The following is a 23,329-nucleotide window of genomic DNA, read 5'->3' on the forward strand; positions in this document are numbered from 1 at the left end:
CTACCGCCCTTCCGCGTCCGGACCGGCGGGCAGGTCGTCGTCCGGCAGCGCGTAGAACGGGAAGACCATGTTGCGCGGGTCGTCGGAGTCCCGGGGCGTGTACGTGATCTCGATGTTCACCAGGGTGGCGCGGTCCGCGTCGGGTCGTGCGCGTACGGCCTGGACGGTGACGCGCGGTTCGCAGGCGGCGAGCGCCGAGGCGACCTCGCGGGCCAGGTCGTCGAGGGTGTCCGGATCGGTGCCGGCGAACACGTAGTCGCGCAGCCGGGATCCGAACGCGGGGAGCATCGGGCGTTCGCCCGGGTAGGTCGTCAGGATGAGCTTCATGGACTGCTCCAGCAGCGCCGTTGCGCTCACCGTGCGGATGGCGCCGCCGACGCCCGCGCCCAGCGGGAACGCCCAGCCCGTGCCGATGTGGTCGTTGTTCACCGCAGCCGCCCTCCCGGACGTCAGTTGAGTTCGATCTTCGAGCCCTTGATGGCGACGGTGCCGGTGCTCTCGATGCTGATGGATGTCCGGGCGCGCATGCTGAGCGAGGCGCCGCCGTCGATGGTGACCTGACCGCCCGCGCCGGCCGAGATGTCGACGGCGCCGCCGTCGCCGCAGTCGATGTGGATCCGGCCGGCGGCGGCACCGCTGCCCGGGGGAGCGGGCCGGCAGGTCAGCATCACCGTTCCCGCGGCCTGGTCGACGGCCAGCCCCAGCCCGCCGTCGCCGGTCCCCAGTACGACTGTGGAGACGTCCGCCGGCCCGCCCCGGCCGGCCGGCACCTTGTCGTGGAAGGCGAGCATGTTCCCGGTCGGCGAGACGATGCCGCGGCGTACGACGTCGGCGGTCCGGCCCGTCGCCTCCACCGCCGGCCCGCCGGGCGCGTACGCACTGGCCTCGCCGAGCACCCCGCCGACCACGTACGGCCGCCGCGGGTCGCCGAGTTCGAAGCCCAGCAGGACCTGGTCCCCCACCTCGGGCAGCAGCAGCGCCCCGGCCCGCCGGCCGCCCCCGGCCTGGACGACCGGCGCCCAGTCCGTCTCGTGGTCGGGAGCCAGCCACGGCAGGACCACCCGCACCCGGCCCTTGCCCACGGGGTCGTTGACGTCCGTCACCACACCGCAGACCAGGCCGGGCACCCGGGGCGCCTCATGGGCGGCACCGGACGGCGCGGTCAGCGCGAGCAGGGTGCGGTCCGCCGGGGTGCCCAGCTCCAGGTGGGTGCGGTAGCCGCCTTCCAGCTGGTCGAAGACATGCCGGGCCGCGTTGACCGCCCACGTCCCGGCGAAGGGACGGGGCGGGCCCGTCACCCTCACCGTCGTGCCCGCCCGCAGCCGGGGATCGCCCCAGACCGTCGCCTGCGCCTCGGCCAGGCTGCCCGCCAGCCGCTGCGCCGGGCCTTGCAGGGCCTCGGTGGACGCGGCGGTGATCGCGCCGCCCGACGCCGGGGACGTGCCGGTCACGATGTGCCCGCCGGCACTGGGGGCCGGGCCGAGCGCCGACGCGGCGGGGGCCGGTGCTGCGGGTGTGCTCCGGCCCCGCACCGCGGCGAGCGTCTGCGCCGCGTCCACGCCGGTCAGTTCCACGGCCGGGCCGGCGGTGTCCGCCTGGGTGGACACCGCCCGTGCCCGCAGCGGATCCCACACCCGCCTGTGCTGGAGTTCGAGGGCGGCGACCGGCGTGCCGCCGGCGCGGCCCGGGCCCGGCCGGAAGAAGAACCCTTCCTCGTCGACCCCGAACTCGTAGCCGATCTCCCGGCAGCGCCAGGCGAGGAACTCCCAGTCGGTCTGGTTCATCTGCCCCAGGTGCGTGTGGGAGGTACGGGTCGGCTCGATCCGCCCCACGGGCAGTCCGGCCTCCCGCGCGATGCTGCCGGCGATGTCGGCGTCGGTCATGTTCACGAACGTCCGCACGCGTGAGCCGCGTTGCAGCCGGTGGCTGCGGTCGTAGGCGCGGACGGTGGTGACGACGGACAGGTCCACGCAGTCCGCCTCGACGGCGGTGACCTCGCCCGTCCCGACCAGCACCGGCTCGGCCGCGCCGATGGGCAGGCACCACACCTCGATCCGGCCGCCGAAGACGATGCCCGCCCGGTCCAGCACATCGGCCTTGTCGTCGCGGAACGCGACCTCGATCATGGTCGGGGCGTTGCGCCGGCTGTCCACCACGGCGCGCAGCACCCGGCTCTGCAGGTCCTCGGCGAGGGCTCGGGCGGTGTTGCCGCCCACCCGGATCGACGGCGAGGGCGCGGGGGGCGCGGTGGGCGCGCTCATCGGCCCGCCAGCCTGCCGGCCATGTTCCGCGTGGGGTCCAGGCCGGGGCCCGGGGTGCTTGCGGGGGAGAACCCGGCGGGGACGCCGGGGGTGACGGCCGCCGGTGCCGTCCCCACCGTCCCGGCGGCCGCCGGTGCCGAGTCGGCCCTGCCCAGGACGTGCAGGGTGAGGTTGCGGAGCTCCGCGCGGATGGGCAGCCCGTCGCGCGCGAAGCGGGTGTACGTGCAGTCGAAGCGCATCAGTTCCACCGTGTAGTCGAGACCGCTGCCCGTGGTGCCCCACTGGAAGGTGAGACGCTCGCGCTCGCCGGGCACCGCCGTGCCCTCCGGCCGCTGCTGCGTCCTCTCCACCACCCACTCCAGCAGCAGGTCGACCCTGCTCCTGATGTCCGTGCCGGTGAGGACGAGCGTCGACATGATGAGCCGGGTCGACCCCCGGGTGACCATCGCCGCCACGAGGCTGTGGTCGTGCTTGCTGTCCTGCCCGACCGGGTCGGTCAGCCCCTCGGCGTTGTGGGACAGGCTGATCTCGGTCGGGTTGTACTCGAACGTGAAGTCCTTGCCCTTCCCGTCCCGCAACACGCCCTTGGTGACGTTGCGTTGCAGGGAACTGCCGGCCGGCACGGTCACCTCGCCACCCCCGGAAGGTCGCCGGAGTGCGCGAGGAACCCGCTGTGCTCGAACGACAGCCGCTCGATCGCGACGGAGTCGCTGCGGGCGTCCAGATCGGGCCCCGTCCACTCCGTGGGCACGGCCCGCTGCAGCACCCAGCCGGTGACGAGCGCCCCCTGGTGGTCGAACAGCCGGATCGTCACGTCCTGCCCCTGGTACGCCCCGGCCCGGCCGCCGTCGTACTCGTAGCCGGTCCACCGCGCCGCCACGCCGGCCAGCCACGCCTGGAGCCGGGGCGAGTCGGCCTGCGTCATCATCCGTTCGAGCGTGACCGTGCTGTACGTGACGCGTTCGGGCAGCAGCGTGCGGTCGCAGTACTGGCCGCCCTCGACGATCTCCTTCGAGCCGAACGAGACCTGAAGCCCGCGGCACGACGACCACAGGCCGAGGTCGATGTCCCGCTCGTCCAGCGTCACATGGAAGCGCATCGCGAGACCCGGGCGCAGACGGTCGCCGGCGGACGGGCCCGGGTGGCTGGGGAACACCCCCGGGCCGGGGCTCTGGACGGGGCCTGGCATCGGGGCACTGGTGCCGGGGCGCGGTGGTGCAGTGGTCATGGGGAACCTCGACGGGGTCAGTACGTGCGGGAGGGGGTCGGGGGTGTGGGGCCGGGGTTGGCCGGTGCGAAGTCGTCGTCCAGGAAGCCGCTGTGCGCGAGTTCGAGGGTCTCCATCGCGACGCCTCCCCCCGCCGAGTCGAACCCGTCGATGCTCCAGGCGGCCGGGAAGAACTCCTTGAGCTGCCAGGTGACGGTGGGTCTGTCCTCCCAGTTCATCAGGGCGATGGCCCCGGTCAGCGGTACGCTCCGGCGCGACGTCTCGGTCAGCCACGCCTGCACGGTCTGCGAATCCCGGCAGGCGGCCCGGGTGAGCCTGATGTGCTCGTACTGCGGCACCCCCGGGAAGACGAACGGCTGGTTCCAGCGGTCACCCGAGCGGTACTCGGCCACCTGCCAGGTGACATGGAGGCCCGAGGCCGTGGCCCAGGTGCCCAGTTGGTAGCGGGAATGGTCGATGGCGACGGCGAAGCGGTGGGCCATGTTGACCGACCCGAAGAACGCGTCGTCGTCCACGGCGAGGCCGCCCGCGGCAGGACGCTCAGGCATCGCCTGCTCCCTTCTTTCGTATCCGTCGGTTCGGTCGTGTCATGTGTTCGGTCGTGTCATGTGCGCGGAACCAGCAGGCCGTTGCGCTCGCGGTCCACGACCAGTTCCCGGCGGATCCGCGCGAGGACACGGTCGTGCAGCCGTCCGGCCAGGGCGTCCAGGAACGCCGGGTCGTCCATGTGCCCGAAGGGGCGCTGCCGCCGGTGCGAGGCCAGCAGGTCCATCAGGGCGGCCCACTCGGGGGTCTGATCGAGCGGGGCGTCCCGGCCGCCTGGTCCGGGCCCCCCGCCGGCCCCGCCGCCTGGGCCGGAACCGGTTCGCGGCGGGGGTGGGGTGACCCACTGGCCCGTGGGTCCCGGTGGGAACGCGGCCGGTGGCGCGCCGGTGAACGGACCCGTCGGGAGCACACCGGAGGGGATGGAACCGAGCGGGATCTCGCCACTGCCGCCCTGCGCGCTCCACGAGGCGACCGGCGCCGGTGGGGAGGCGTGGGGCGTCTGTGCGGCACGGGTGCGCGCGGCACCGAACCACAGGTGTGCCGCGCGCGTGCGGGCACTGCCGGAAAACCGGCTGAGGGCAAGCTCCTCCGGAGGCAGCGTGCCTCCGACCGCGATCGACGCCGGGTACGACACCGACGCCTCGTGCCGCGCCCCGGCCACATGCTCGGGGCTCGTGACGGCCTCCCGCGCCGGCTCCCACTCGTCCTGCTCCGGCCGACGGGCCGCGAGGACGGACGGCGGGGACGTCGGCACGGGCCGGTGCGGCGGGGCGTACGACAGGCCGGCCAGGGGTGCGCCCTCCGGTCGCCGTGCAGGTGCCGGGGCCGGCGACGGCGGCGTATCACCTACGCCGGTTGCCGTCGGACCGAGCCCGCGCACCGCCGGGATCAAGTCCCCGATGGGCCCGGCGACATGCCGCGCGCCGGGGCCGGAGTGGCCCTCGGGTGTCCGAGGGAGTGTCGTGGGGGTGTGGGGGCCGGCCGGCGCTTGCGAAAGGTCGAGGCCGGGGTCCTCGGTGGGGGGCGGTGGTGTCGTGAGCGGGGTCGGCGCCGGTGCGTGACGGGGTGTGCCGGGGCCGGACGGGTGAGCGGACCGTGGAGGTGTCGTCGGCGGGGTCTCCTGCGGCAACTGCGGGCGGGCCGCCGCCTCTTCGGGCTCCGTCGGCGGTGTCGTCGCCGGACCCGTCCCCACCGCGCCCCGGTCGGGCTGCTCCGGCTCCGCCACAGCGCCCGGGGGCTCAGGGAGAGGGGCGTCGCCGTCCGACCGGACCGGGTCCACGGGCCACTCGTGCGCGGTGGGGGAGTAGGAGTCGGCTTCCAGGGGTGGCGCGATGCCGGCACGATCCTCTTCCGGGGAGGGGCCGACGCCGGTCGTCGTCGATGTGCTCGGCGCGGAGTCCTGCGGGAAAGCGCGGCGCGACCCCCTGCCACGGTCCCCGGAGGCCAGCCGCAGACTCCAGGCTGCCTCCCACCCGGGTGGGTTCGCGGACACCTGGGAGCTGTTCGGCTCCGTGCCGCCGCCGTGGCGGAGGCCGTCGGGGTCCTCGGGGGTGCCCGGCGCCGTCGGCTGCGTCGGCTTCCTAGCGGCCGCCGCGGGCGCGGTAGAGGCGTTCGGCCCCGGCAGGGTGGGGGAGGAATCCGCGTCGGTTGCCTCTACGGCTGTGGTCGGGGACGCGGCTTGTACGCGAGAGGCCTGCGAGCCCGTGGTGTTCTCGTGTGCGCCTGCCGTGTGCGCTGCTGCGTCACCCGGAGCCGGTGTTGCCGTACCAACGGCTGCCGGAAGGCCGGAGTCCGGCGGGGTCGGGGGCATCGGTGCCGTCGTCCCGGGTGCGGTGGGCAGGGTCGGTGCCGTGGGAGCCTCCGGGACCCCCGGCGCCCGGGCGCGTCCGTAGTCCTGAGGGTGCCGTCGCGGCCGTCGTGGCCCGGGCAGGCCCGCAGCCGCACCGGCTCGGTGCCGGGGGGCTGGGCCCTGCTCCGTGCCTCCGGCCGCCGGTGCCGCCGGTGCCGCCGGGGTCGCCGGTGCCGTCGCCCGAGGAGCCGGGGACTGCGGGCTCGGCCGGGGGGCCTGCGGCGTGGGGGCGGTCCCTCCGCTCGCCTCGGACGACGACGCCGCGTCCGCCGCCAGGCGTGCCTGGACGAAGGACGGGAGGTCGTTCTCCGCGGCGAGCCGTTCGAGCAGCCAGGCAGGGCGGAAAGCGTCCAGCTTGCGGTCGAACTCCGAGCGGGATCGCACCGGCGGCGGCGTCACGGGCCGGGGCGGGCCGACACGGTCGTCCGTGGCACGCGTCAGGGCCGGCTGCTCCTGAAGCACGGCGTCCGGCACCACGGCCACCCGCCGGACAACCATGACCGGCAGCCCCGAACCGCCCCCTTCCAGGCCACCCGCCACCTCGCCCGAGCGCGCACTGCTCGCCGCGCCCGTACTCGTGTTGGCGGCCGTGGCTGTGTCGGTGCCGCTTGCCCACGTTGAGCGCGTCCTGTTGCCGGAGCCCGTACTCGTGTTGGCGGCCGTGGCTGTGTCGGTGCCGCTTGTCCATGTCGAGCGCGTCCTGTTGCCGGAGCCCGTACTCGTGTTGGCGGCCGTGGCTGAGTTGGTGCCGCCCGCCCATGTTGAGCGCGTCCTGTTGCCGGAGCCCGTACTCGTGTTGGCGGCCGTGGCTGTGTCGGTGCCGCTTGTCCAGGTTGAGCGCGTCCTGTTGCCGGAGCCCGTACTCGTGTTGGCGGCCGTGGCCGAGTCGGCGCCGCCCGCCCCGCCCACACCCGCGCCGGTCGCCGTACCCGTACCCGGGCCGATACCCACGCCGGTGCCCCTGCCCGCACCCGTGTTCCTTGTCCGGCCGGGGCCCAGCAGCAGACCCCGGCCGCTCGACAAGCCCGAGTCCGAGCCCGAGACCATGCCGGAACCAGCACCCGTGCCGCTGCTCTCCCCCTTCCCCGGGCGCCCGACACCCCCGCGGACCGTCATGACCCGCGCCCCGGGCGACCACCACCGGCGGTCTTCCCGCCCCAGCGGCATCACCCTCGGCACCACCAGCGCGTCCACCCGGCCCGTCGGGACGGCGGCGGCGTCCGACGGCTCTCCGCGCCCGCCGTCCAGGAAGGGGACCCGGACCGCGTCCCGCCCGGAGCGGCCGGCCGGCGTCGCATGGATCAGCGGTCGCGTGCCGGCGCGGGCGACCGACCCGCGGCCCAGGGCCGACACCGTCCACGGCACGGACGCGAGCGTCGGACGAAGGCCGGGCCCCTGCATCCACGCGGGAATGCCGACGGGGCCCGCCGGCAGGCGGGACGAACGCCAGGTGCGCCACCGGGCGAACACCTGCCTCCACGACCACGGCACGGGCCGCCTCCTTTCCAAGGGCCGGACACCGGACGCGTCTCAGTCGTCCGGGTCGTCGTCGGGTGCGGAGATCCGCTGGTTGATCCGACCGATCTCCTCGATCACCCGCTGTCGTGCCGGGTGCTCCAGGTCGAGGACCGAATCGGCGGACCAGTGAAGGTAGTAGGCGACGTAGACGACCTCCTCCCAGAGCCGGTCGGCCGTGTACGTCAGGATTCCCCCGGAGCCTCACCCGCCACGTCGACGAGGAAGCGGTGCTCGCAGGACGGGCAGTGCACCTCGGCCTCGGTGCGCCCGTCCTGGTTGATCCGCCGGTAGAGGTCCTGGAGGAACGCCAGATCGGACGCGAAGAGGTTCTCGACGGTGTCGGCGGACACGTCCGTGACGGAGCCGAGCCGCGTGAGGGTCCGGCTCAGCAGCAGCACCGTCAGATAGGCGGGATTCTGCTGCACCTTGGGGTCCGTCTGGGGCGCGATCTCGTCGCGGGCCGTGGCGAGCCGCATCAGGCCCTCCCGGTGCACCCGGCCCTGCGGGTCGACATATCCGCGGGGCAGGACGAACGGGTACTCCGTCCGCATGGTCTGCCCCGTCACCTCGGCACCGGGGCTCATGTCGGAATGACCTCTTCGCAGGTGAACGTGACGGTCTCCAGGACGATCTCGGACGCGCCGGCCTTGAGGTTGCCGATCTCGATCTTGCTGGGCCACGCGTTGATCAGCCGGTAGGTGGCCTGCGGCTGACCGCTCGCGTTCTGGAGCTCCAGCGTTCCCGTCATCCGGGCCCCGGGATTGCCGGCCCGGACCATGCCGTGCCACGCCATCAGATGGCCGGTCCCGTCGACACCGCGCTTGAGGGTGACCGTGGGCGGCTTGGTCTTGCCGAACTGCTTGGTGTGCACGATCGCCCCGGTCCGGGCGTCGGCGGCGATGTACTCCGTGGGCTCCACCTCGCTGGTGATGCCGGTCAGTTCGGAGAAGTAGGACGGAGCGGTCCCGTCGAAGCTCACCACGAAGCGGGCCGCCGAGATGGCCTGGGGTATGCCCGATACGCCGGTAGGCATGGTCATGGTCTGCTGCCCTTCTACTCGTTGCTCTCAGCGCCGGGTGTGTACTGCGAGAGCCGGAACACCACGAACTCGGCCGGTTTGACCGGGGCGATGCCGATGTCGATGGTCAGCAGGCCCGCGTCCCGGTTCTCGGGAGGGTTGTTCTCCTCGTCGCAGCGGACGAAGAACGCCTCGGCCGGACTGCGGCCGAACAGCGCCCCGCTGCGCCACACGCGCGTGAGGAAGGCGGTGACGGTGCGGCTGACGCCTTCCCACAGGTAACGGTCGTTGGGTTCGAAGACGACCCAGTTCGTGCCGTCGAGGATCGACTTCTCGATGTAGTTGAACAGCCGGCGCACATTCAGGTACCGCCACTCCGGGTCGCTGGAGAGCGTGCGGGCGCCCCAGACGCGCACCCCCTGACCCGGGAACGTGCGCAGGCAGTTCACGCCGATCGGGTTGAGGATGCTCTGCTCGCCCTTGGTCACGGCGACGGCCGGGGACAGCACACCGCGCAGCACCTCGTTCGCCGGCGCTTTGTGCACACCGCGGGTGGCGTCGTTGCGGGCCCACACGCCGGCCACGTGTCCGCTGGGCGGGAGGGTCGTGGCCCGCTTCTCCAGCGGGTCCATGACCTTCACCCAGGGCCAGTACAGGGCGGCGTACTTGGAGTCGAATCCGGAGTACTCCTGGCGCCAGTCGCGTGCCTGCTGGGCGCCCATCCCGGGCAGCGGGTCGAGGATCGCCACGCGGTCGCCCATGGTCTCGCAGTGGCCGATCAGCGCGAGCTGCACGGCCTTGACGGCCTCGGCGTCGAGGGCGCCGCTGCCGTAGGCCGACATCAGGTCGGGGACCGCGACCATGGTGATGTCGTCGACGGCCTCCAGACCGGCGAGGCCGGAGCGGGAGGCGGTGTCGCCGATGTAGCGGCCCGCGTCCAGTTCCCGCACGTGCGCCGGCTCGGTGCCGCCGCGTCGTGCCACGGCGGGCGCGGCAGCCGGCGTGACGGGGGCGAGTGACACCTTCGTCCCCTTGGCGGGGCGGGCGGGCGCGGCGCCCTTGACGTCCTCCAGCGTGATCAGGGCGGACTTCTTCAGGGCGGTGCCCACGAAGGACGGCCCGCGCTTGGCGGAGACGTTGTCGTACTCCTCGACCACCTTGCCGTCGCGGCGCACCACCAGCTTGAAGGCCTCGTCGTCGCCGTCGGCGCCGGTGGCGTCCTCGACCTCGACGACGACCTGCCCGCCGGACGGGCCTCCGGACGGACCGTCGGTCGCGGCCAGGGCGACGGTCAGCGCGGGCCGACCGCCGGCACCGGCCAGTTCGCCACGAGGCGGCGGGGCTTGCGTGGCCGGTGGCGCCGGCGTGCCGGGGCCGGCGACGGGGCCGGGCGTGTCCGCGCCGGTGCCCAGGCTGATGACGTACGCGTTGCCGCCGCCGTTGAGGAAGTAGCCGTACACGCTCTGCGGCAGGTAGGCGCCGGCCGTGAACTCGCCGAAGACGTTGGTGTACTGGGTCCAGCTCGTGACCAGGACGGCCTCGTCGACGGGACCCTTCTCGGTGAAGCCGATGAACGCGGCGGTCGCGGTTCCGACACCCTGGATCGGCTTGATGCCCGAGGACGTCTCCTCCACGAAGACGCCCGGAGTCAGATAGTTCGGCACACGCTCCTCACTTTCCTGTGGGACGACTCACGGTTTCACCCGTCCGGTGCCGGGAGAGAGAGCGATCAGCCACACGGGAGGACACCTCCGTCTGCCCCATGGGGAATCCCTTCGGGCGTGGCCGGGCGCCCAGGGAGCGGCCACCATGGCGTGATGATGGAGGCGGTGACCCTCTCACTCGGGGCCTGGCTGAGGCGTTGTGTCCCGCACGCGGAGCTGTCCTTCGAGGACCCGGCGCCGGAATGGGCGGACGCGGACGGACCGGTCGTCGTGCGGATCTGTCTCTACGACGTGCGCGAGGAGAGCCGGGGCCGCGGCGGCGGCATGTTCCTGCGGGAGGGCGCGGACCGCCCGGTCAGCGCCCGGATGCAGCCGCTGCGCGTGGTGAGGTACTCGTACCGGCTGACCGCGCACGGCAGGGACTGGCGGGCGCGGCAGCGGGTGCTCGGGGACGTCGTCGTGGCGGGGGCCGCGGCGCCGTGTCTTCCGGACGACCTCGTGCACGCCTCCTTCTCCGCGTTCGGCGCCGGGGCGCTGCCGCTCGTCGTGGCCCCGGCCGAGCCGGTCCCGGCGCCGCCCTCGCCGCCGCCTCCCGCACCGCCCCTGCACCTCGTGGTGCTGGCGCCGCTCCGGCCGCCCGCCGACCACGCGGTGGACCGCGCCCCCAGCCGGATAGACCTCGGCGCCCGCCGCACCGACACCCCGAACGCCCCTGGCGCCCCGGGCACTTCAGGCACCTACGACACCGGCTCGGGGCGCCGCCGGTCGGTGCCGGGGCAGCGACCGCGCATCGAGGAGCGGGGCGAGGTGACGAACAGGGGGTGGCCGACGGGGTGACGGCGCATCAGATGAGGCCCTCGCGGATGGCGTAGGCCACGGCGTGCGAGCGGTTGCGCAGCTGGAACCGGTGGGTGACGTCGTGCAGCACGTTCTTGACGGTCCGTTCCGAGTACGACAGTTTCTGCGCGATCTCCCGGGTGTCGAGCCCGGCGGCGACGAGCCGCAATACGTCGCCCTCGCGGTCCGTGAGCCCGTTGAAGCGCAGCCCGCGCGGGGCCAGCACATGCTGCTGCACCTGCGACACCTGCTTGAGCAGCCGTCCCAGTAAGTCCGGCGGCACCACACCGGCACCGCGGTGCACCGACGTGATGACCTGCACCAGACGGTCCGCCGTCGCCTCGCGCCGCCGCACCAGCCCGGCCACCCCGGACTCCACGGCGAGCATCAGACCGGCGTCGTCCAGTTCCGACACGACCGCGATGACCTCGTGCATGCCCTTGCCCCGGACCGCCCGCAGCAGGTGCAGCGCCTCCTCGTTCATCTCGTCGGCGACGATGAGCGCGACCGTGTCCGCGCTCGCCTGGGCGCCGTCCGCGATCCAGATCTCCGCCCGTGACTTCAGGGCCGCGACGATCCCCGCCTCCGATATCGGGTCCGACGTCCTCACATGGACGAGAATGCGGTCGGTCGTCATGGTGGGCTGCTCCTCGTGCGTCGAGCCTGCGGGCAACGGTGCTGCCCGGGGCCGTTGTTCCTGGTTGCCCGATCAGCCTCCCTCGCGGACGGGGGCGTGACCATGACCGCGATCGGCTGTTTCCTGGACCGAACCGGTGTTACCGGCTCGTACGCGACGTGGGCCACGGGGCAGACGGCTCGTATCCGGCGCCGGCCCAGGGAGAGGGGCCCGAACGGGCAGCCGGAAGGCCGCACCGGTGTCCCGCCCTCCCCGCGCGATCGCGTTCCCGCCCGCCCTGGCGGGAGAGCGCGTGGCGGACGCACCGTCGAGCGTGAGAGCCGAGGAGGGGAGCCGAGGGGGCATGCCGAGAACACAGGACGCCGTGCACGACGCGGTACTGCGGGCCGTCGGGGGTGCTGTCGAACGGGCCTGGGACACGGACCGGTTCGCCCTGGCCGGAGGCCTGCGCGCCGCCCTGGCCGAGGAGACCGCGCTGCCCGCGTGCGACGCGGTCCGGCAGGTGTTCCAGCGGTACGGCCCGGCGCTGACCGGCCTCGTCCTGCGGTACGCCGGACCCGGTCCGGGCGGCCTGCCGGCACCGCACATGCGCCAGGAGGCCCATGCCGCACTGCACGAGACGGTGGCCGCGCTGGTCGCGGACCTCATCGCCGTCGGCGTGGTCGTGCCGGCCGGTGTGGAGCCCGCCGCCGACGAGGCGTACGAGTCCCCTTCGGTGCACGAGGCGGTGCACGAAGTCCCTCATGTCGTGGCGGCGTCCGCCCGCCGCGCCCCCGGGTCCTGGCCGGAGCCGGGGGAGTACCCGTCCGACGGCCGGGACCGGTCGCCGGGCGCCTCGGCCCGCCGCCGGGCCCAGCGGGCCGAACTCGCCCTTCAGCAGGCGCGGCTGACGGTCGACGCCGTCGACTGGGAAGCGGCCGGGGATGCGAACCGGGCCCTGCTCGCCGCACTGAAGCCCCATCAGCGACTGGCCGTGCTGTGGGCCGCGGACCCCGGCCGGCTCGTCGTCGGCAGCGCCAACCCCGCCTACCCGCCCGTGTGCGCACTGACCGGCGTGCAGGGTGCGGGGGTCTTCGCCGGGTCGGTGCAGCGGGGAGCCAACGCGGGCCCGCTGCGCCGGACGCCCACGGCCCGGGTGACCGGACTGCCCGGGGAGGCGGGCGAGGAGGTCACCGCCGCGTTCGCCGCGCATGGCTTCCGGGTGGCGCTGCGCCCCCCGTCCCGCTGGGACCCGTGAGGGGGCTCACCGGTAGGGGCTCACCCGTATGGGCAGCGGACGGGGTCCGCCCGGGTGCCCGCCGGGCCTGGTGACTGTCGCCGGCGGTCCAGCACAGTGACGGCAACGGCCGGCCCACGACGCCCGCCCCTGCGCATGCCACCCGTTGAGGAGCCGCACGTGTCCGAGGCATCACCGCTCTACGACGACGTTCTGTACCGGTGGGGACAGCTCCCCCCGGGTACCGAGTGGTTGACCTTCGCCCAGATCGTCCACGAATCCGACCTGGCACCTTACGCGTACTACTTCTTCGAGTTCGACAACGTCCTGGCGCAGCTGCCCGCCGACCGCGAGGACGAGGCGCTGTACCGGCAGGACGTCGTGACCCGCTTCGTCTACTGGCTCGCGGGCGAGTTCGGCATCTACGGACAGTGGCCCCCGGCCGAGCAGTACGCCCAGAACACCGCACCCGCCGAGGCGCACCAGTACGCGCAGTACGCGCAGGCCGACCCGTACGACCAGTACGCCGCGTACGACCAGTCGGCGCAGTACGCCGAACAGGCCGCCGCCTACGACCAGTCGGCGCAGTACACCGAACAGGCCGCCGCCTACGACCAGTCGGCGCAGTACACCGAACAGGCCGCCGCCCACGACCAGTCGGCGCAGTACGCCGAGCAAGCCGCCGCCTACGACCAGTACGCGCAGCACGCCGACCACGACCAATACGCCGGTCACGACCAGGAGTTCACGCCCGCGACCGAGGAGCCTGCCCCGGCGCCCGACCCGGCTCCGGCCGACTCCGCCGTGCTCGGGGAGCTGGTCGAGGCCGTGCTGGCGGCCACGAGCGACAGCGAGGCCGAGGGCATGCTCACCGAGGACCACATCCAGCTGATGCAGGAGCACGGTCTCTCCCTCGAGGTCGACCTCGACGAACTGCCGCCCCTCGATGGCGCGGACGCGGCCTGACGGCATCCCGGCACCCCACCCACGACCGGAAGGACGACGATGACCGTCAACCCCGCTCTCGCCGCGACGGGCCCTCTGGGCCTGGTGGCCACGTCGACGGCCAGCCTGGCCTACTCGATCGTCAAGGACCTGAACAGCAGTCTCTCGTTCGAGGCGACCTCTGCCACTCCACTGGACTCGGTGCCCGAAGTGCTCAAGGACGCGCTTGTCGACGAGGACCTCGGGGAACACGCCGTCTCCGGCCTGTTCTACACGCACAGCCGCTTCCAGCCCATCGTGCGCCAGGTGAAGCACCTCGCCGGGCTTCTGCACCGCCACCGCGACGACGTGCCGGAGGCGGTCAACCACAGCCACAGCATCTTCATGGTCCTGCCGCTGCGCATGTCGTACACCGCCGTGCGCCTGAGTACCCGTCAGGCACAGGTGCAGCTCATGAACAAGGCGAACGAGTCCGGCAGCGCGGCGGACGCCGTCGACCTGGACGAGATCGTGCGGGCCGAGGAGCGGGTCGCCCAGCTGCAGGCGCTGCTGGAGGGGCACCGCTACGCGGACAACGCGGCCGCGCGCAAGACCTTCAAACGTGAGCTGGAGCAGCATCTGCGGAAGATCGAGACGTTCAAGGCGCACCGCAAGGCGGCGGACCGGCTCCGGGTGGAGGCGGGCAAGGTGCGCCAGGCGAAGAACCGCGTCCACATGAAGAACTTCAAGATCCGCCCGTTGGAGCAGGTGGGCGGTGTGAAGGGCCGCAGCTCTGCCGGTCTGCGCGGCAAGGGCACCATGGTCGTCACCCCCAGGCAGATGCCCTCGCCGGACGGCGGGCTGCCCCGGCACTTCGTCTCCGTGCAGTTCGACTGGCACGAGGACAACCTCTTCGGCCACTCCTACGACTGGCACGGCCGTATCGACCTGGGGTGCGACGACCAGGGCATGCCCCAGCTCGTCGGGGGCGACGGCAAGTTCCTGGAGAGGTTCCGGCAGAGCTCGATCGTGTCCTGAGTGCCTCCCGCTGACTGTTAGATCAATCAGCAAGCGAAAAGAATAGTGGAGTCGCCAGGCGACCTGAAAGCAGCGCCAGTCGAGCCCTGAAAGCGCCTCTGACCTGGTCTTATCTTCGCCCGTGGGTGAGCTTGAGCCGCCTCTCAAGGTACTGAGTCGTCAATCAGTAAAACATCATTCGCCGCGCCAATCTCTTGTGGTGGTGGTCCGAGGCGTGTTAGCAAGAGGCATGCCTCGGAATGCCTCGTTCTCGCAGGACGTCTACGACGTCGTCATCGTCGGTGGTGGCCACAACGGTCTCGTCGCCGCTTCCTACCTGGCCCGGGCGGGGCGCTCCGTGCTCCTGCTCGAACGGCTCGACACCACGGGCGGCGCCGCCGTGTCCACCCGTGCCTTCGCCGGAGTGGACGCGCGCCTGTCGCGCTACTCCTACCTGGTGTCCCTGCTCCCGCCGAAGATCGTGAAGGAGCTCGGACTGCGTTTCCAGGTGCGCAAGAGGTCCATCTCGTCCTACACACCTGCCGAGCGCGGCGGCCGTGCCACCGGCCTGCTGGTCGGCGGGGGAGAGGAGCGGACCCGGGCGGCGTTCCGGGACTTCACCGGCTCCGACGCCGAGTACACGGCTTGGCGCGAGTTCTACGGAATGACCGAGCGGGTCGCCAAGCGGGTGTTCTCCACCCTCACCGAGCCGCTGCCGAGCAAGGAGGACCTGCGCGCCCGGATCGGCGACGACGACGCGTGGCGGATGCTTTTCGAGGAGCCCCTCGGTGTCGCCGTCGAGGACCGCTTCAAGGACGACGTCGTACGCGGTGTGGTCCTCACCGACGGTCTGATCGGCACGTTCACCGACGCCCATGACCCCGAGCTGGCCCAGAACATCTGCTTCCTCTACCACGTCATCGGCGGGGAGACCGGCGACTGGGATGTGCCGGTCGGCGGCATGGGCGCCCTCACCGGCGAGCTGGCCCGGGTGGCCCGGGAGGCCGGAGCGGAGATCGTCACCGGTCACGAGGTCACCCACATCGAGCCCGACGAGACCCTCTCCGTCATCACCTACGACGACGGCTCCGGCGAGGCGACCGTGGGGGCCCGCAAGGTCCTCGTCAACGCCTCGCCCGAGGCGCTGGCCGGGATGCTCGGCGACACGGTCGACGACCCGGCGGAGGGCGCACAGCTCAAGGTCAACATGCTGCTGCGGCGGCTGCCGCGGCTGCGGGACACCTCCGTGGACCCGAAGGAGGCCTTCTCGGGCACCTTCCACATCTCCGAGGGCTACGACCAGTTGGCCCGGGCCTACCGGGAGGCCGCCGACGGACGGCTGCCGTCGGCCCCGCCGTCGGAGATCTACTGCCACTCGCTGACCGACCCGTCCATCCTCGGCCCCGAACTGGCCGCCCAGGGCTACCAGACGCTGACGATGTTCGGACTGCACGCCCCCGCCCGGTTGTTCGTCGAGGACAACGACGGGGCCCGGGAGGCCCTCACCAAGGCCGCGCTCGCCGAGCTCGACTCGGTGCTGGCCGAGCCGATCGCCGACTGTCTCGCGCTGGACGAGGACGGCCGCCCCTGCATCGAGGCGAAGACGCCCATCGACCTGGAGGACGAGCTGCGGCTGCCGGGAGGCAACATCTTCCACCGCTCGCTGGCCTTCCCGCACGCGACGGAGACGACGGGGCGCTGGGGCGTGGAGACGCCCTACCCCAATGTGCTGCTGTGCGGCGCCGGCGCGGTGCGCGGTGGCGGCGTGAGCGGTATCCCCGGTCACAACGCCGCGATGGCCGTACTCGGCGAATGACCACGCTCGCCATGTAGGGAAGAGAGGGAGACAGATGGCCGTCGCACTGCGTTGTGCCCGCCTCGTGGACGTCGAGGCCGGCAGGGTACTGCCCGATCACATCGTCGTCGTCGAGGGCGAGCGGATCACCGCCGTGCGGCCGGCCGGCGAACCGGTCCCGGAGGGGGTGCGCCTCATCGACCTCGGTCAGGCGGCGCTCGCTCCCGGACTGGTCGACCTGCACACCCACCTGGTGGGCCCTGCGGCCTGCGGTGACTTCATGCAGGAGCTGCGGCAGTCCGGGGCCCAGCAGGCGCTCGACGGGGTGGTGCACGCACGCGACACACTGAACGCCGGTTTCACGACCGTCCGGGACGTCGGGGCCTTCCGCGCCTTCGTGGACGTGGCACTGCGCGACGCCATCGACCGGGGCGTCGTGCCCGGGCCGCGCATGGCCGTCGCGGGAGCGTATGTCTCGGTCTCCACCGGCGGAGGCATGATCACCGGCCTGGCCCCCGGCATCGAACAGCCCCGGGAGTACCGGTTCGGCTCCGTGCGCGATGTGCCCGACGTCCGCGAGCGGGTGCGTGAACTGCTCACCGGTGGCGCCGACGTCGTCAAACTGATCGCCACCGGGGCAGTGCTGACTCCCGGAACGGTCCCGGGCGCCCCCGAACTGACCGAGGAGCAGATCCGGGCCGCGGTGGAGGAGGCGCAGTGGTACGGGGCACACGTCGCCGCCCACGCGCACGGCACCGAAGGCATCAAGCGGGCGATCCGGGCCGGTGTCCGCTCCATCGAGCACGGCACAGAACTCGACGACGAGAGCATCGAGTTGATGCTGGAACATGGTACGTACCTGTCGGCCGACATCTGGTGGAGCGACTGGATCGTCGAGAACACCGAGACGTTCGACGACGAGCAGTTGGCCAAGAACGACGCGGCGACCGAGCGGCAACGGCGAAGTTTCGCCAAGGCCGTTCGGGCCGGGGTACGCATCGGGTTCGGCACCGACGCCGGCGCCTTCCCGCACGGCCTGCAGACCCGTCAGCTGGCCACCATGTGCGAATGGGGCATGACACCCCTCCAGGCGCTGCGGGCCGCGACCCTCACCAGCGCCGAGTGCATGGGCTGGGAGGACCGCATCGGCTCCATCACCCCGGGCAAGTACGCCGACCTCATCGCCGTGACCGGCGACCCCGAGGACCCCACCTCCTACAACGACGTCCGCTTCGTCATGAAGGGCGGCGAGGTCGTCCGCAACGACCTCACACTGCTCGGACCGGCTGAGCGATCCTAGGGACTTTCCCTGTTCCCCCAGGAAGGAGCGGTGAGCGAGTCTGGGAACAGGTCGGGCCTTGCCGAATCGGCGGCGTGCCCGGCCCTCCAAACGCTCACTTGCTTTGATCACTTCGGGGAGTAAGAGTAACTGTCTGATTATCCCCCGTTATAGTGTTCCAATCCTCGCCTTCCGCGTTCCGCCCGCGCAATGCGAGAGTCGCAAAGTACTGGGCGAACGGAGGAACAGGAGCTGATTGTGGCGCCCTATCGCCACAACCGCGATGGCTTCACAGCGCACGCGGTCAGCCCTGTCATGTAAACCGCCGGGTGAGGTCTCACGGAACATTCCATGAAATTGGACAGCCAATATTCGGTTCTCGGTCTATCGATGAAACATGACGCGAGAAAGTGGGTCGCGCGATGTGCCGACGGAACCTTCCGGAAATCTGTCTCGACGGCACGACGGAGCCAACGGTGACCGACCGGACACGCGATACGCGGATCTCGACCGTCCTGGCGCTCCTCTCGCAGCGCGGGGAACTCCAAGTGCGATTCCTGCCGACGATCCTCGGGGTCTCGGGCGCCACGGTGCGCCGGGATCTGGCGGTGATGGAGGAGAAGGGGCTCATCCGCCGCTCCTACGGCAAGATCGCCGCCGCCCGACGCGGCGCGGAACTGCCCGTCAGCCTGCGCCGCTCACAGAACACCGAGGCCAAGCGTCGTATCGGTGCGCTGGCCTCCTCCCTGATACCGAACCGGCCGCTCACCATGGCGCTGAGCGGCGGCAGCACAGTCGGGTTCGTCGCCAGCAGTCTGGCCGGCCGCCCGGACCTGACGGTCGTGACCAACGGCCTCGACACGGCGACGTCCCTCATGGCGCGCCAGGTGGTCAGTGTCGTCGTCACCGGGGGCACCGCGCGCCCGCTGTCCAACGACCTCGTCGGCCGGGCCGCTGAGAAGACACTGCGTTCGTATCAATTCGACTTCGCGATCGTCGGCGTGGACGGTATCAGCCCGGAGGTCGGTTTTACCCGGCACAGTGCGCGCGGTGCGGAGATCGACCGGATCATGCTGGAGCAGGCGCAGCACAAAATCGTCGTCGCGGACAGTTCAAAACTCGGGCGTGTGCATCAGGCGAAAATTGCGGATGTCGGCTCCATTCACACGCTGGTCACGGATTCGCATGCCAACACCGAGATGGTCGCCTCGCTCAGGAAGAGCGGAGTGAACACCACACTGGTCGTCATTCCCGCCACGGTGAAGAGCAATCGCATTCGTTTTCCTTGATCTTCGGACTCCCGTGAGCGGCATTCATGCTCTTATCATGCAAGCCCGAAATCCGCGGACGTCGCGGGCTCGGTGAGCGAGGGGAGGACGTCTGCGTCATGGCGCTGACCGCCATAGCGTCCCGTACCAGGGCGGAGAGCCGGGGGGACGCCGAAGTGCTCCGGGCCGTCCGCGGCGGACAGGGCCCGCTCTTCGAAGTGATCCACCGGCGTCACGGGGACGCCGCCCTCGCCTATGCGCTGACCTGCACTCCGTCCGTCCAGGTGGCGAAGGACCTGGTCTCGTCGGCGTTCGGCTATCTCCGCGACCGGATCGTCTCCCCCCTCCCGCTGGAGCAGGGCCGCCACTCGGGCTGCGTCCGGCTCCAGTTACTGGAGTCCGTCCGCCTCGCCGCGGTGACCCGGGCCCTGAGATCCCCCCACTCCTTCCTGCCGGAGTTCACCAGGTGGATCCGCGGCGGTTCCATGTGGCCGATGCTGGACGACGGCCAACTCGCCCTCGCCTACGAACAGTTGCCGCCCATGGCACAGTGCCTGCTGTGGCACGCCCTGGCCGAGGGGGACGACGACTCGGACATCGCGGCGATCAGCGGGCTGTCCGGCCGCGAGCTGGCCCGCGGCCTGCAGCGCGCGAACCTGACCCTGCGCCAGGTCCGCATAGACCTGTACTGCGAACGGATGGAGAACGCCGACTGCCTGCAGTACCTCCAATCCGTCGCCGACTTCCCCGGGACGCCCCTGGACCCCGCCGTCGCCGACCACCTGGGCAACTGCCCGCGCTGCTTCGCGCTGTACGAAGACCTCGTCGACCTGGACGCCCGCGCCTCGCGGCATCTGCCGCTCAGGCTGCTGGGGTGGTGGCCGGTCCACGAGTACCAGGCCAACAAGAGGCAGTTCCGCAGTCCTTCGTTCGACTTCCACAAGCGTCCCCGCCGTGGTGCCGCCCCCGCCGCCGGCACCACGGCGGCGGGGGCGGGCGGGGCGCGCCACCGCAAGCCGTCGGCGTACCGCAGGTTCATGGCGCCGGCGAAGCGGCGCCGGGCCGTGGCCCTCGCGGTCGTGTCCGGAGTGCTGGCCGGCACGGCTCTGACCGTGCAGTGGGTGGCCGACACGGGCACCGACCCCGACCTCGGACCCGGCTCGCCGGGACCCGGACCGTCCGCGCCGGACGACCCCTCACCCCCGGCCGAGGGGGAGGTCCTCGCCGACACGTTCGCCTACTCGCAGGGCCCGGTGACGCCGGCCCCGTCGGGCGAACCGAATGCCCTGCTGCTCACCGACGGAGCACAACTCGGCTACGAGGACGTGCGCTTCGGCACTGCGCGGTACGACCGGCTCGGTGTGCATGTCTCCGGGCTCACCGAACAGGCGCGACGGCTGGAGTTCTACACGGGAAAGGGCAAGGGCAAGCTGTGGGCCTCCGTCGACCTGATGTCGACGGGCGCCGACGGCGAACCGGTCCAGGTCACCGTCAAGCCCCTGTCCGGACGGCAGAATCTGCGCGTCGTCGCCCGGTGCGAGGGTGAGCGCCCGTGCGTCACCCTGCACTCCTTCCGCCTCCTGCGCTCCGAGTCCCGGCCGAACCGCCCGGGGAACACGGCGATCAGCTGAACGCGGCCTCGATGGCGGTGAGGTTGTGCTCCACTACGGCCTGAGCGGCCTGTCGCGGCGTGACACCCTCGGCGTCTGCGCTGTCGAGCATGTTCTCGGTGAGCCGGCGCATGGCTCCCCGGACCATGGCATGGGCCTCGTCGGAGTCGGCGCCGATGTCGCCGAACAGGGTCCACCACCACCAGGCGTTGGTGGCGGAGTTGACCACGAAGTCCGGCAGGACCGTCACTCCGCGGGCGTGCAGCGCCGCCTCGGCCTCCGGCAGCACCGGCATGTTCGCCGCCTCGGCGATCACCCGGGCCGTGATCCGGTGCTGGTCGGCGGGTGTCACGCAGTAGGAGACCGCCGCCGGCACCAGGACGTCGCACTCGATGTCGAGCCAGGTGCCGCCGTCCGCCTCGGTGTCCTGCGGGCGCAGCTGCGTGCGGTCGACGGCACCGAAGGCGTCCCGGGTGAGCAGCAGCCGCTCCACGTCGAGGCCCTCGGGGTTGGCGACGACACCGTGCGCATCGGCGACTGCCACCACCTTCACGCCCGCTCGGGCGAGATAACGGGCGGTGGCGCCACCCATGGACCCGAAGCCCTGCACGACCGCGCGGGCCGCGCCGTGCTCCATCCCGATGCGGTCCAGGGCCGTCAGAGCGGACTCGGCGACGCCAAGTCCGCCCACGAGTTCGGGCAGGGGCACCGCGTCGACGGTGACGGCGAACGCGTCCGCGAGCCGCAGCCGGGCCGTCACCGGGTCGTCCAGCAGCGGGTAGATCGCCTCGATGGTGCTGTCCAGGCCGAGCTTCGCCGCGGCCTCGTCGACGCTGTCCTGCCGGACACCCAGGTCCTCGCCCGTGGTCCAGTAGTCGCGCAGCAGCGGCTTGATCCCCTGGAGGAACCGGCCGAGCACCGCCGGGCTCTGGGGGTCGCGCGGGTCGAAGTCGATGCCGCCCTTCGCGCCGCCGAGCGGGATGTAGCGCCGGGCCGGGTCGTAGTGCAGCGCCTCCTTGCGGGTCATGCCGGCGGCGAGCCCGCGCACCTCCTCCAGCGTGCAGCCGTCCCGCATGCGCAGTCCGCCGCTCGCCACGCCGCGGACGAGCCGGTCGATGACCACGAAGCCCCGCCGGCCGGTGACCGGATCGGTCCACACGACCTCCAGATACGGTCTGCGGGTGGTCGTGGCGCCGGAGGTGGTGATGGTGGCAGTCATGCGTCGTCCGTCCCTTTGCCCGGTGCGGGGCGATGTCGAGGCAGGGGTGTGGTGCGGGCCGGCCGGGCCGGCGGCCGGTCAGGTCATCCAGTTGACCGGGTGGTCCGGGTCGGTGAGGGCCGGCCGGTCCAGGCGGAAGGGTGTGTACGGCTCGGTGGCGCCGAGCGCCGGATCGCCGGCGAGCTCGGCCAGCATCCGGCCCAGGGTCGGGGCGAACTTGTAGGCGTGCCCCGCGCCGAGACCGACCAGGATCCGCTCCGCCCCGGGCACGGCGCCGAGCACGAAGTCACGGTCGGGGGTGAGCGTGTACAGACAGCGCTTGGAGCGCACGGGGGCGCCGCTGCCCGGGAAGGTCGCCGCCATGAAGGACGACAGCCGTTCCAGCATGACCGGGTCGGTGGTGCCGGTGCGCGTTTCCGGGGTGACCTCGGGCCCGCCGCAGTCCTCACCGGCCTTGACCGTGGCCTCGCCGTAGCAGGGGAAGCCGAAGAAGCTCGGGTCGTCGAGCCAGATCCACACCGGGAACACCTCGGGGGCGTACCGGGCCGGTTCGGCCGGCTCGAAGTAGGTGATCTGCTGGTCGAGGACCGTGAGCGGGATCGCGGCGCCCAGCGGCTCCAGCAGCCTGTTGGTCCACGCGTCGCCGCACAGCACCACCTTCTCGGCGGAGAACCGCCCGGCGGGCGTCACCACCTCGACGCCGTTCGCCCGGTGGTGCACCTCCGTGACCGGGGTGCGGTCCATCAGTACGGCACCCGACTGCAACGCCAGACGCTGCATCGCGGCGACCGACTGCGCCGCCGGCACGATGGAGGTGCGCTCCTGGTAGAGGGTGGAGGTCCCGTCCGGGAGCCTGACCTGCGGCCAGCGGGCGCGGACCTCCTCGACACCGAGCACTTCGTAGGGGATGCGCTCGCTGTCCAGGCTCTTGGTGTAGTCGTCCAGGGGGAGTGCCGAGCCCTCGGGGCACAGGTCGATCCCGCCGGTGGTGGTCACCAGCGTCTCCCCGGACTCCTCCTCCAGCGTGGCCCAGTCGGCGTAGGCGTGGTGGGTGAGCCGGACGTAGTCGGGCCGGTGGTAGCTGTGCCTCAGGATCCGGGAGGTGTCGTGGGAGGCCCCGCGGTCGTGCCCGAACGCGAACTGTTCAAGTCCGAGGACGCGGCGTCCGGAGCGGGCGAGGTGCCAGGCCGCGGCTGATCCCAGTCCCCCCAGACCGATGACGACGACATCGAAGGTCCGGGTACCTGCGTGAGCGCTCATGGAGGTCCTTTTCGCTGCGCAGAAGCGGTGCCGCCCGGAAAGGGGCCGCGGCGCGTCGGCCGGGCATGACCCCCTGCGGGTGGCGGCTGTGCTTCGACGATGGCGGACTGCCTTTGGGATGTCAATAGATTCTGAATCTGTTGCTGACTCGCCAGTCAGTGACTTTCCCTTTGGTCTGCTGCT

21 protein-coding genes are annotated in these 23,329 nt (G+C 72.0%); 8 read left to right on the top strand and 13 right to left on the bottom strand.

Going from position 1 to position 23,329, the window contains the following annotated elements; genetic code table 11:
• From ACZ7L5_RS30090 to ACZ7L5_RS30135, 10 genes are all read right to left on the bottom strand, one after another.
• A complete protein-coding gene (locus ACZ7L5_RS30090) occupies window positions 1–429 on the bottom strand; it encodes a GPW/gp25 family protein (RefSeq protein WP_471520458.1) in 429 nt (142 codons plus the stop codon).
• Between the two features lie 20 nt (window positions 430–449).
• A complete protein-coding gene (locus ACZ7L5_RS30095) occupies window positions 450–2,261 on the bottom strand; it encodes a VgrG-related protein (RefSeq protein ID WP_471520460.1) in 1,812 nt (603 codons plus the stop codon).
• On the bottom strand, window positions 2,258–2,890 hold the full coding sequence (locus tag ACZ7L5_RS30100; RefSeq protein ID WP_471520462.1) for a CIS tube protein: 633 nt from the start codon (window positions 2,888–2,890) through the stop codon (window positions 2,258–2,260). Before ACZ7L5_RS30100 ends, ACZ7L5_RS30095 begins: the two co-directional genes overlap by 4 nt.
• Window positions 2,887–3,489 (bottom strand): phage tail protein, encoded by a 603-nt coding sequence (locus ACZ7L5_RS30105; RefSeq protein ID WP_471520464.1) that lies wholly within the window; start codon window positions 3,487–3,489, stop codon window positions 2,887–2,889. Before ACZ7L5_RS30105 ends, ACZ7L5_RS30100 begins: the two co-directional genes overlap by 4 nt.
• 17 nt (window positions 3,490–3,506) lie before the next feature.
• Window positions 3,507–4,037: a phage tail protein gene (locus ACZ7L5_RS30110; RefSeq protein ID WP_471520466.1), complete on the bottom strand. Its 531-nt coding sequence runs from the start codon at window positions 4,035–4,037 to the stop codon at window positions 3,507–3,509.
• 56 nt (window positions 4,038–4,093) lie between these two features.
• A complete protein-coding gene (locus tag ACZ7L5_RS30115; protein WP_471520468.1) occupies window positions 4,094–6,382 on the bottom strand; it encodes a DNA polymerase III subunit gamma/tau domain-containing protein in 2,289 nt (762 codons plus the stop codon).
• A gap of 1,032 nt (window positions 6,383–7,414) precedes the next feature.
• Window positions 7,415–7,591, bottom strand: a complete 177-nt coding sequence (locus tag ACZ7L5_RS30120) for a DUF6760 family protein (RefSeq protein WP_471520892.1) — start codon at window positions 7,589–7,591, stop codon at window positions 7,415–7,417.
• Entirely contained in the window at window positions 7,585–7,986 is a 402-nt protein-coding gene (locus ACZ7L5_RS30125) for a hypothetical protein (RefSeq protein WP_471520470.1), read from the bottom strand. The genes ACZ7L5_RS30120 and ACZ7L5_RS30125 overlap by 7 nt, the downstream gene beginning before the upstream one ends.
• A complete protein-coding gene (locus tag ACZ7L5_RS30130) occupies window positions 7,983–8,441 on the bottom strand; it encodes a phage tail protein (protein WP_471520471.1) in 459 nt (152 codons plus the stop codon). The genes ACZ7L5_RS30125 and ACZ7L5_RS30130 overlap by 4 nt, the downstream gene beginning before the upstream one ends.
• Window positions 8,442–8,455: 14 nt before the next feature.
• A complete protein-coding gene (locus tag ACZ7L5_RS30135; RefSeq protein WP_471520473.1) occupies window positions 8,456–10,084 on the bottom strand; it encodes a phage tail sheath family protein in 1,629 nt (542 codons plus the stop codon).
• Between the two features lie 165 nt (window positions 10,085–10,249).
• Between ACZ7L5_RS30135 and ACZ7L5_RS30140 the strand changes: the two genes are divergently transcribed.
• The gene (locus ACZ7L5_RS30140; protein WP_471520475.1) at window positions 10,250–10,921 is read left to right on the top strand and encodes a Pvc16 family protein; all 672 of its coding nucleotides are present in this window, start codon (window positions 10,250–10,252) and stop codon (window positions 10,919–10,921) included.
• Between the two features lie 7 nt (window positions 10,922–10,928).
• Here the strand turns inward: ACZ7L5_RS30140 and ACZ7L5_RS30145 are convergent, their stop codons facing one another.
• Window positions 10,929–11,558, bottom strand: a complete 630-nt coding sequence (locus ACZ7L5_RS30145; protein WP_471520477.1) for a helix-turn-helix transcriptional regulator — start codon at window positions 11,556–11,558, stop codon at window positions 10,929–10,931.
• 343 nt (window positions 11,559–11,901) lie between these two features.
• On the opposite strand from ACZ7L5_RS30145, the gene ACZ7L5_RS30150 reads away from it, so the two are divergent.
• The 7 genes from ACZ7L5_RS30150 to ACZ7L5_RS30180 all read left to right on the top strand — a co-directional run bounded on the left by ACZ7L5_RS30150 (window position 11,902) and on the right by ACZ7L5_RS30180 (window position 20,688).
• The gene (locus tag ACZ7L5_RS30150; RefSeq protein WP_471520479.1) at window positions 11,902–12,795 is read left to right on the top strand and encodes a hypothetical protein; all 894 of its coding nucleotides are present in this window, start codon (window positions 11,902–11,904) and stop codon (window positions 12,793–12,795) included.
• A gap of 159 nt (window positions 12,796–12,954) precedes the next feature.
• Window positions 12,955–13,740: a hypothetical protein gene (locus ACZ7L5_RS30155; RefSeq protein ID WP_471520481.1), complete on the top strand. Its 786-nt coding sequence runs from the start codon at window positions 12,955–12,957 to the stop codon at window positions 13,738–13,740.
• Window positions 13,741–13,779: 39 nt separating this feature from the next.
• Window positions 13,780–14,736, top strand: a complete 957-nt coding sequence (locus ACZ7L5_RS30160) for a hypothetical protein (RefSeq protein WP_471520483.1) — start codon at window positions 13,780–13,782, stop codon at window positions 14,734–14,736.
• A gap of 229 nt (window positions 14,737–14,965) precedes the next feature.
• Window positions 14,966–16,531 (top strand): phytoene desaturase family protein, encoded by a 1,566-nt coding sequence (locus ACZ7L5_RS30165; protein WP_471520485.1) that lies wholly within the window; start codon window positions 14,966–14,968, stop codon window positions 16,529–16,531.
• Between the two features lie 34 nt (window positions 16,532–16,565).
• Window positions 16,566–17,810: a metal-dependent hydrolase family protein gene (locus ACZ7L5_RS30170; protein WP_471520487.1), complete on the top strand. Its 1,245-nt coding sequence runs from the start codon at window positions 16,566–16,568 to the stop codon at window positions 17,808–17,810.
• 455 nt (window positions 17,811–18,265) lie between these two features.
• On the top strand, window positions 18,266–19,078 hold the full coding sequence (locus ACZ7L5_RS30175; RefSeq protein ID WP_471520489.1) for a DeoR/GlpR family DNA-binding transcription regulator: 813 nt from the start codon (window positions 18,266–18,268) through the stop codon (window positions 19,076–19,078).
• Window positions 19,079–19,176: 98 nt separating this feature from the next.
• Entirely contained in the window at window positions 19,177–20,688 is a 1,512-nt protein-coding gene (locus ACZ7L5_RS30180) for a hypothetical protein (RefSeq protein ID WP_471520491.1), read from the top strand.
• Here the strand turns inward: ACZ7L5_RS30180 and ACZ7L5_RS30185 are convergent.
• Window positions 20,681–21,886, bottom strand: a complete 1,206-nt coding sequence (locus tag ACZ7L5_RS30185) for a Glu/Leu/Phe/Val dehydrogenase dimerization domain-containing protein (protein ID WP_471520492.1) — start codon at window positions 21,884–21,886, stop codon at window positions 20,681–20,683. The two genes, ACZ7L5_RS30180 and ACZ7L5_RS30185, sit on opposite strands and share 8 nt — an antisense overlap.
• A gap of 78 nt (window positions 21,887–21,964) precedes the next feature.
• Complete coding sequence (gene solA / locus ACZ7L5_RS30190; RefSeq protein ID WP_471520495.1) at window positions 21,965–23,146, bottom strand: N-methyl-L-tryptophan oxidase; 1,182 nt, start codon at window positions 23,144–23,146, stop codon at window positions 21,965–21,967.
• Window positions 23,147–23,329 lie beyond the last annotated feature (183 nt).

The sequence above is a fragment of the Streptomyces sp. NPDC107528 genome (assembly GCF_055639295.1).

What these genes read in the sequence shown, in the direction of transcription:
- ACZ7L5_RS30125 (WP_471520470.1), bottom strand. Translation starts at nt 7,986, where the DNA reads ATGAGCCCCGGTGCCGAGGTGACGGGGCAGACCATGCGGACGGAGTAC.
- ACZ7L5_RS30110 (WP_471520466.1), bottom strand. Translation starts at nt 4,037, where the DNA reads ATGCCTGAGCGTCCTGCCGCGGGCGGCCTCGCCGTGGACGACGACGCG.
- solA (WP_471520495.1), bottom strand. Translation starts at nt 23,146, where the DNA reads ATGAGCGCTCACGCAGGTACCCGGACCTTCGATGTCGTCGTCATCGGT.
- ACZ7L5_RS30180 (WP_471520491.1), top strand. Translation starts at nt 19,177, where the DNA reads ATGGCGCTGACCGCCATAGCGTCCCGTACCAGGGCGGAGAGCCGGGGG.
- ACZ7L5_RS30165 (WP_471520485.1), top strand. Translation starts at nt 14,966, where the DNA reads ATGCCTCGGAATGCCTCGTTCTCGCAGGACGTCTACGACGTCGTCATC.
- ACZ7L5_RS30185 (WP_471520492.1), bottom strand. Translation starts at nt 21,886, where the DNA reads ATGACTGCCACCATCACCACCTCCGGCGCCACGACCACCCGCAGACCG.
- ACZ7L5_RS30170 (WP_471520487.1), top strand. Translation starts at nt 16,566, where the DNA reads ATGGCCGTCGCACTGCGTTGTGCCCGCCTCGTGGACGTCGAGGCCGGC.
- ACZ7L5_RS30095 (WP_471520460.1), bottom strand. Translation starts at nt 2,261, where the DNA reads ATGAGCGCGCCCACCGCGCCCCCCGCGCCCTCGCCGTCGATCCGGGTG.
- ACZ7L5_RS30150 (WP_471520479.1), top strand. Translation starts at nt 11,902, where the DNA reads ATGCCGAGAACACAGGACGCCGTGCACGACGCGGTACTGCGGGCCGTC.
- ACZ7L5_RS30105 (WP_471520464.1), bottom strand. Translation starts at nt 3,489, where the DNA reads ATGACCACTGCACCACCGCGCCCCGGCACCAGTGCCCCGATGCCAGGC.
- ACZ7L5_RS30115 (WP_471520468.1), bottom strand. Translation starts at nt 6,382, where the DNA reads ATGGTTGTCCGGCGGGTGGCCGTGGTGCCGGACGCCGTGCTTCAGGAG.
- ACZ7L5_RS30160 (WP_471520483.1), top strand. Translation starts at nt 13,780, where the DNA reads ATGACCGTCAACCCCGCTCTCGCCGCGACGGGCCCTCTGGGCCTGGTG.
- ACZ7L5_RS30145 (WP_471520477.1), bottom strand. Translation starts at nt 11,558, where the DNA reads ATGACGACCGACCGCATTCTCGTCCATGTGAGGACGTCGGACCCGATA.
- ACZ7L5_RS30130 (WP_471520471.1), bottom strand. Translation starts at nt 8,441, where the DNA reads ATGACCATGCCTACCGGCGTATCGGGCATACCCCAGGCCATCTCGGCG.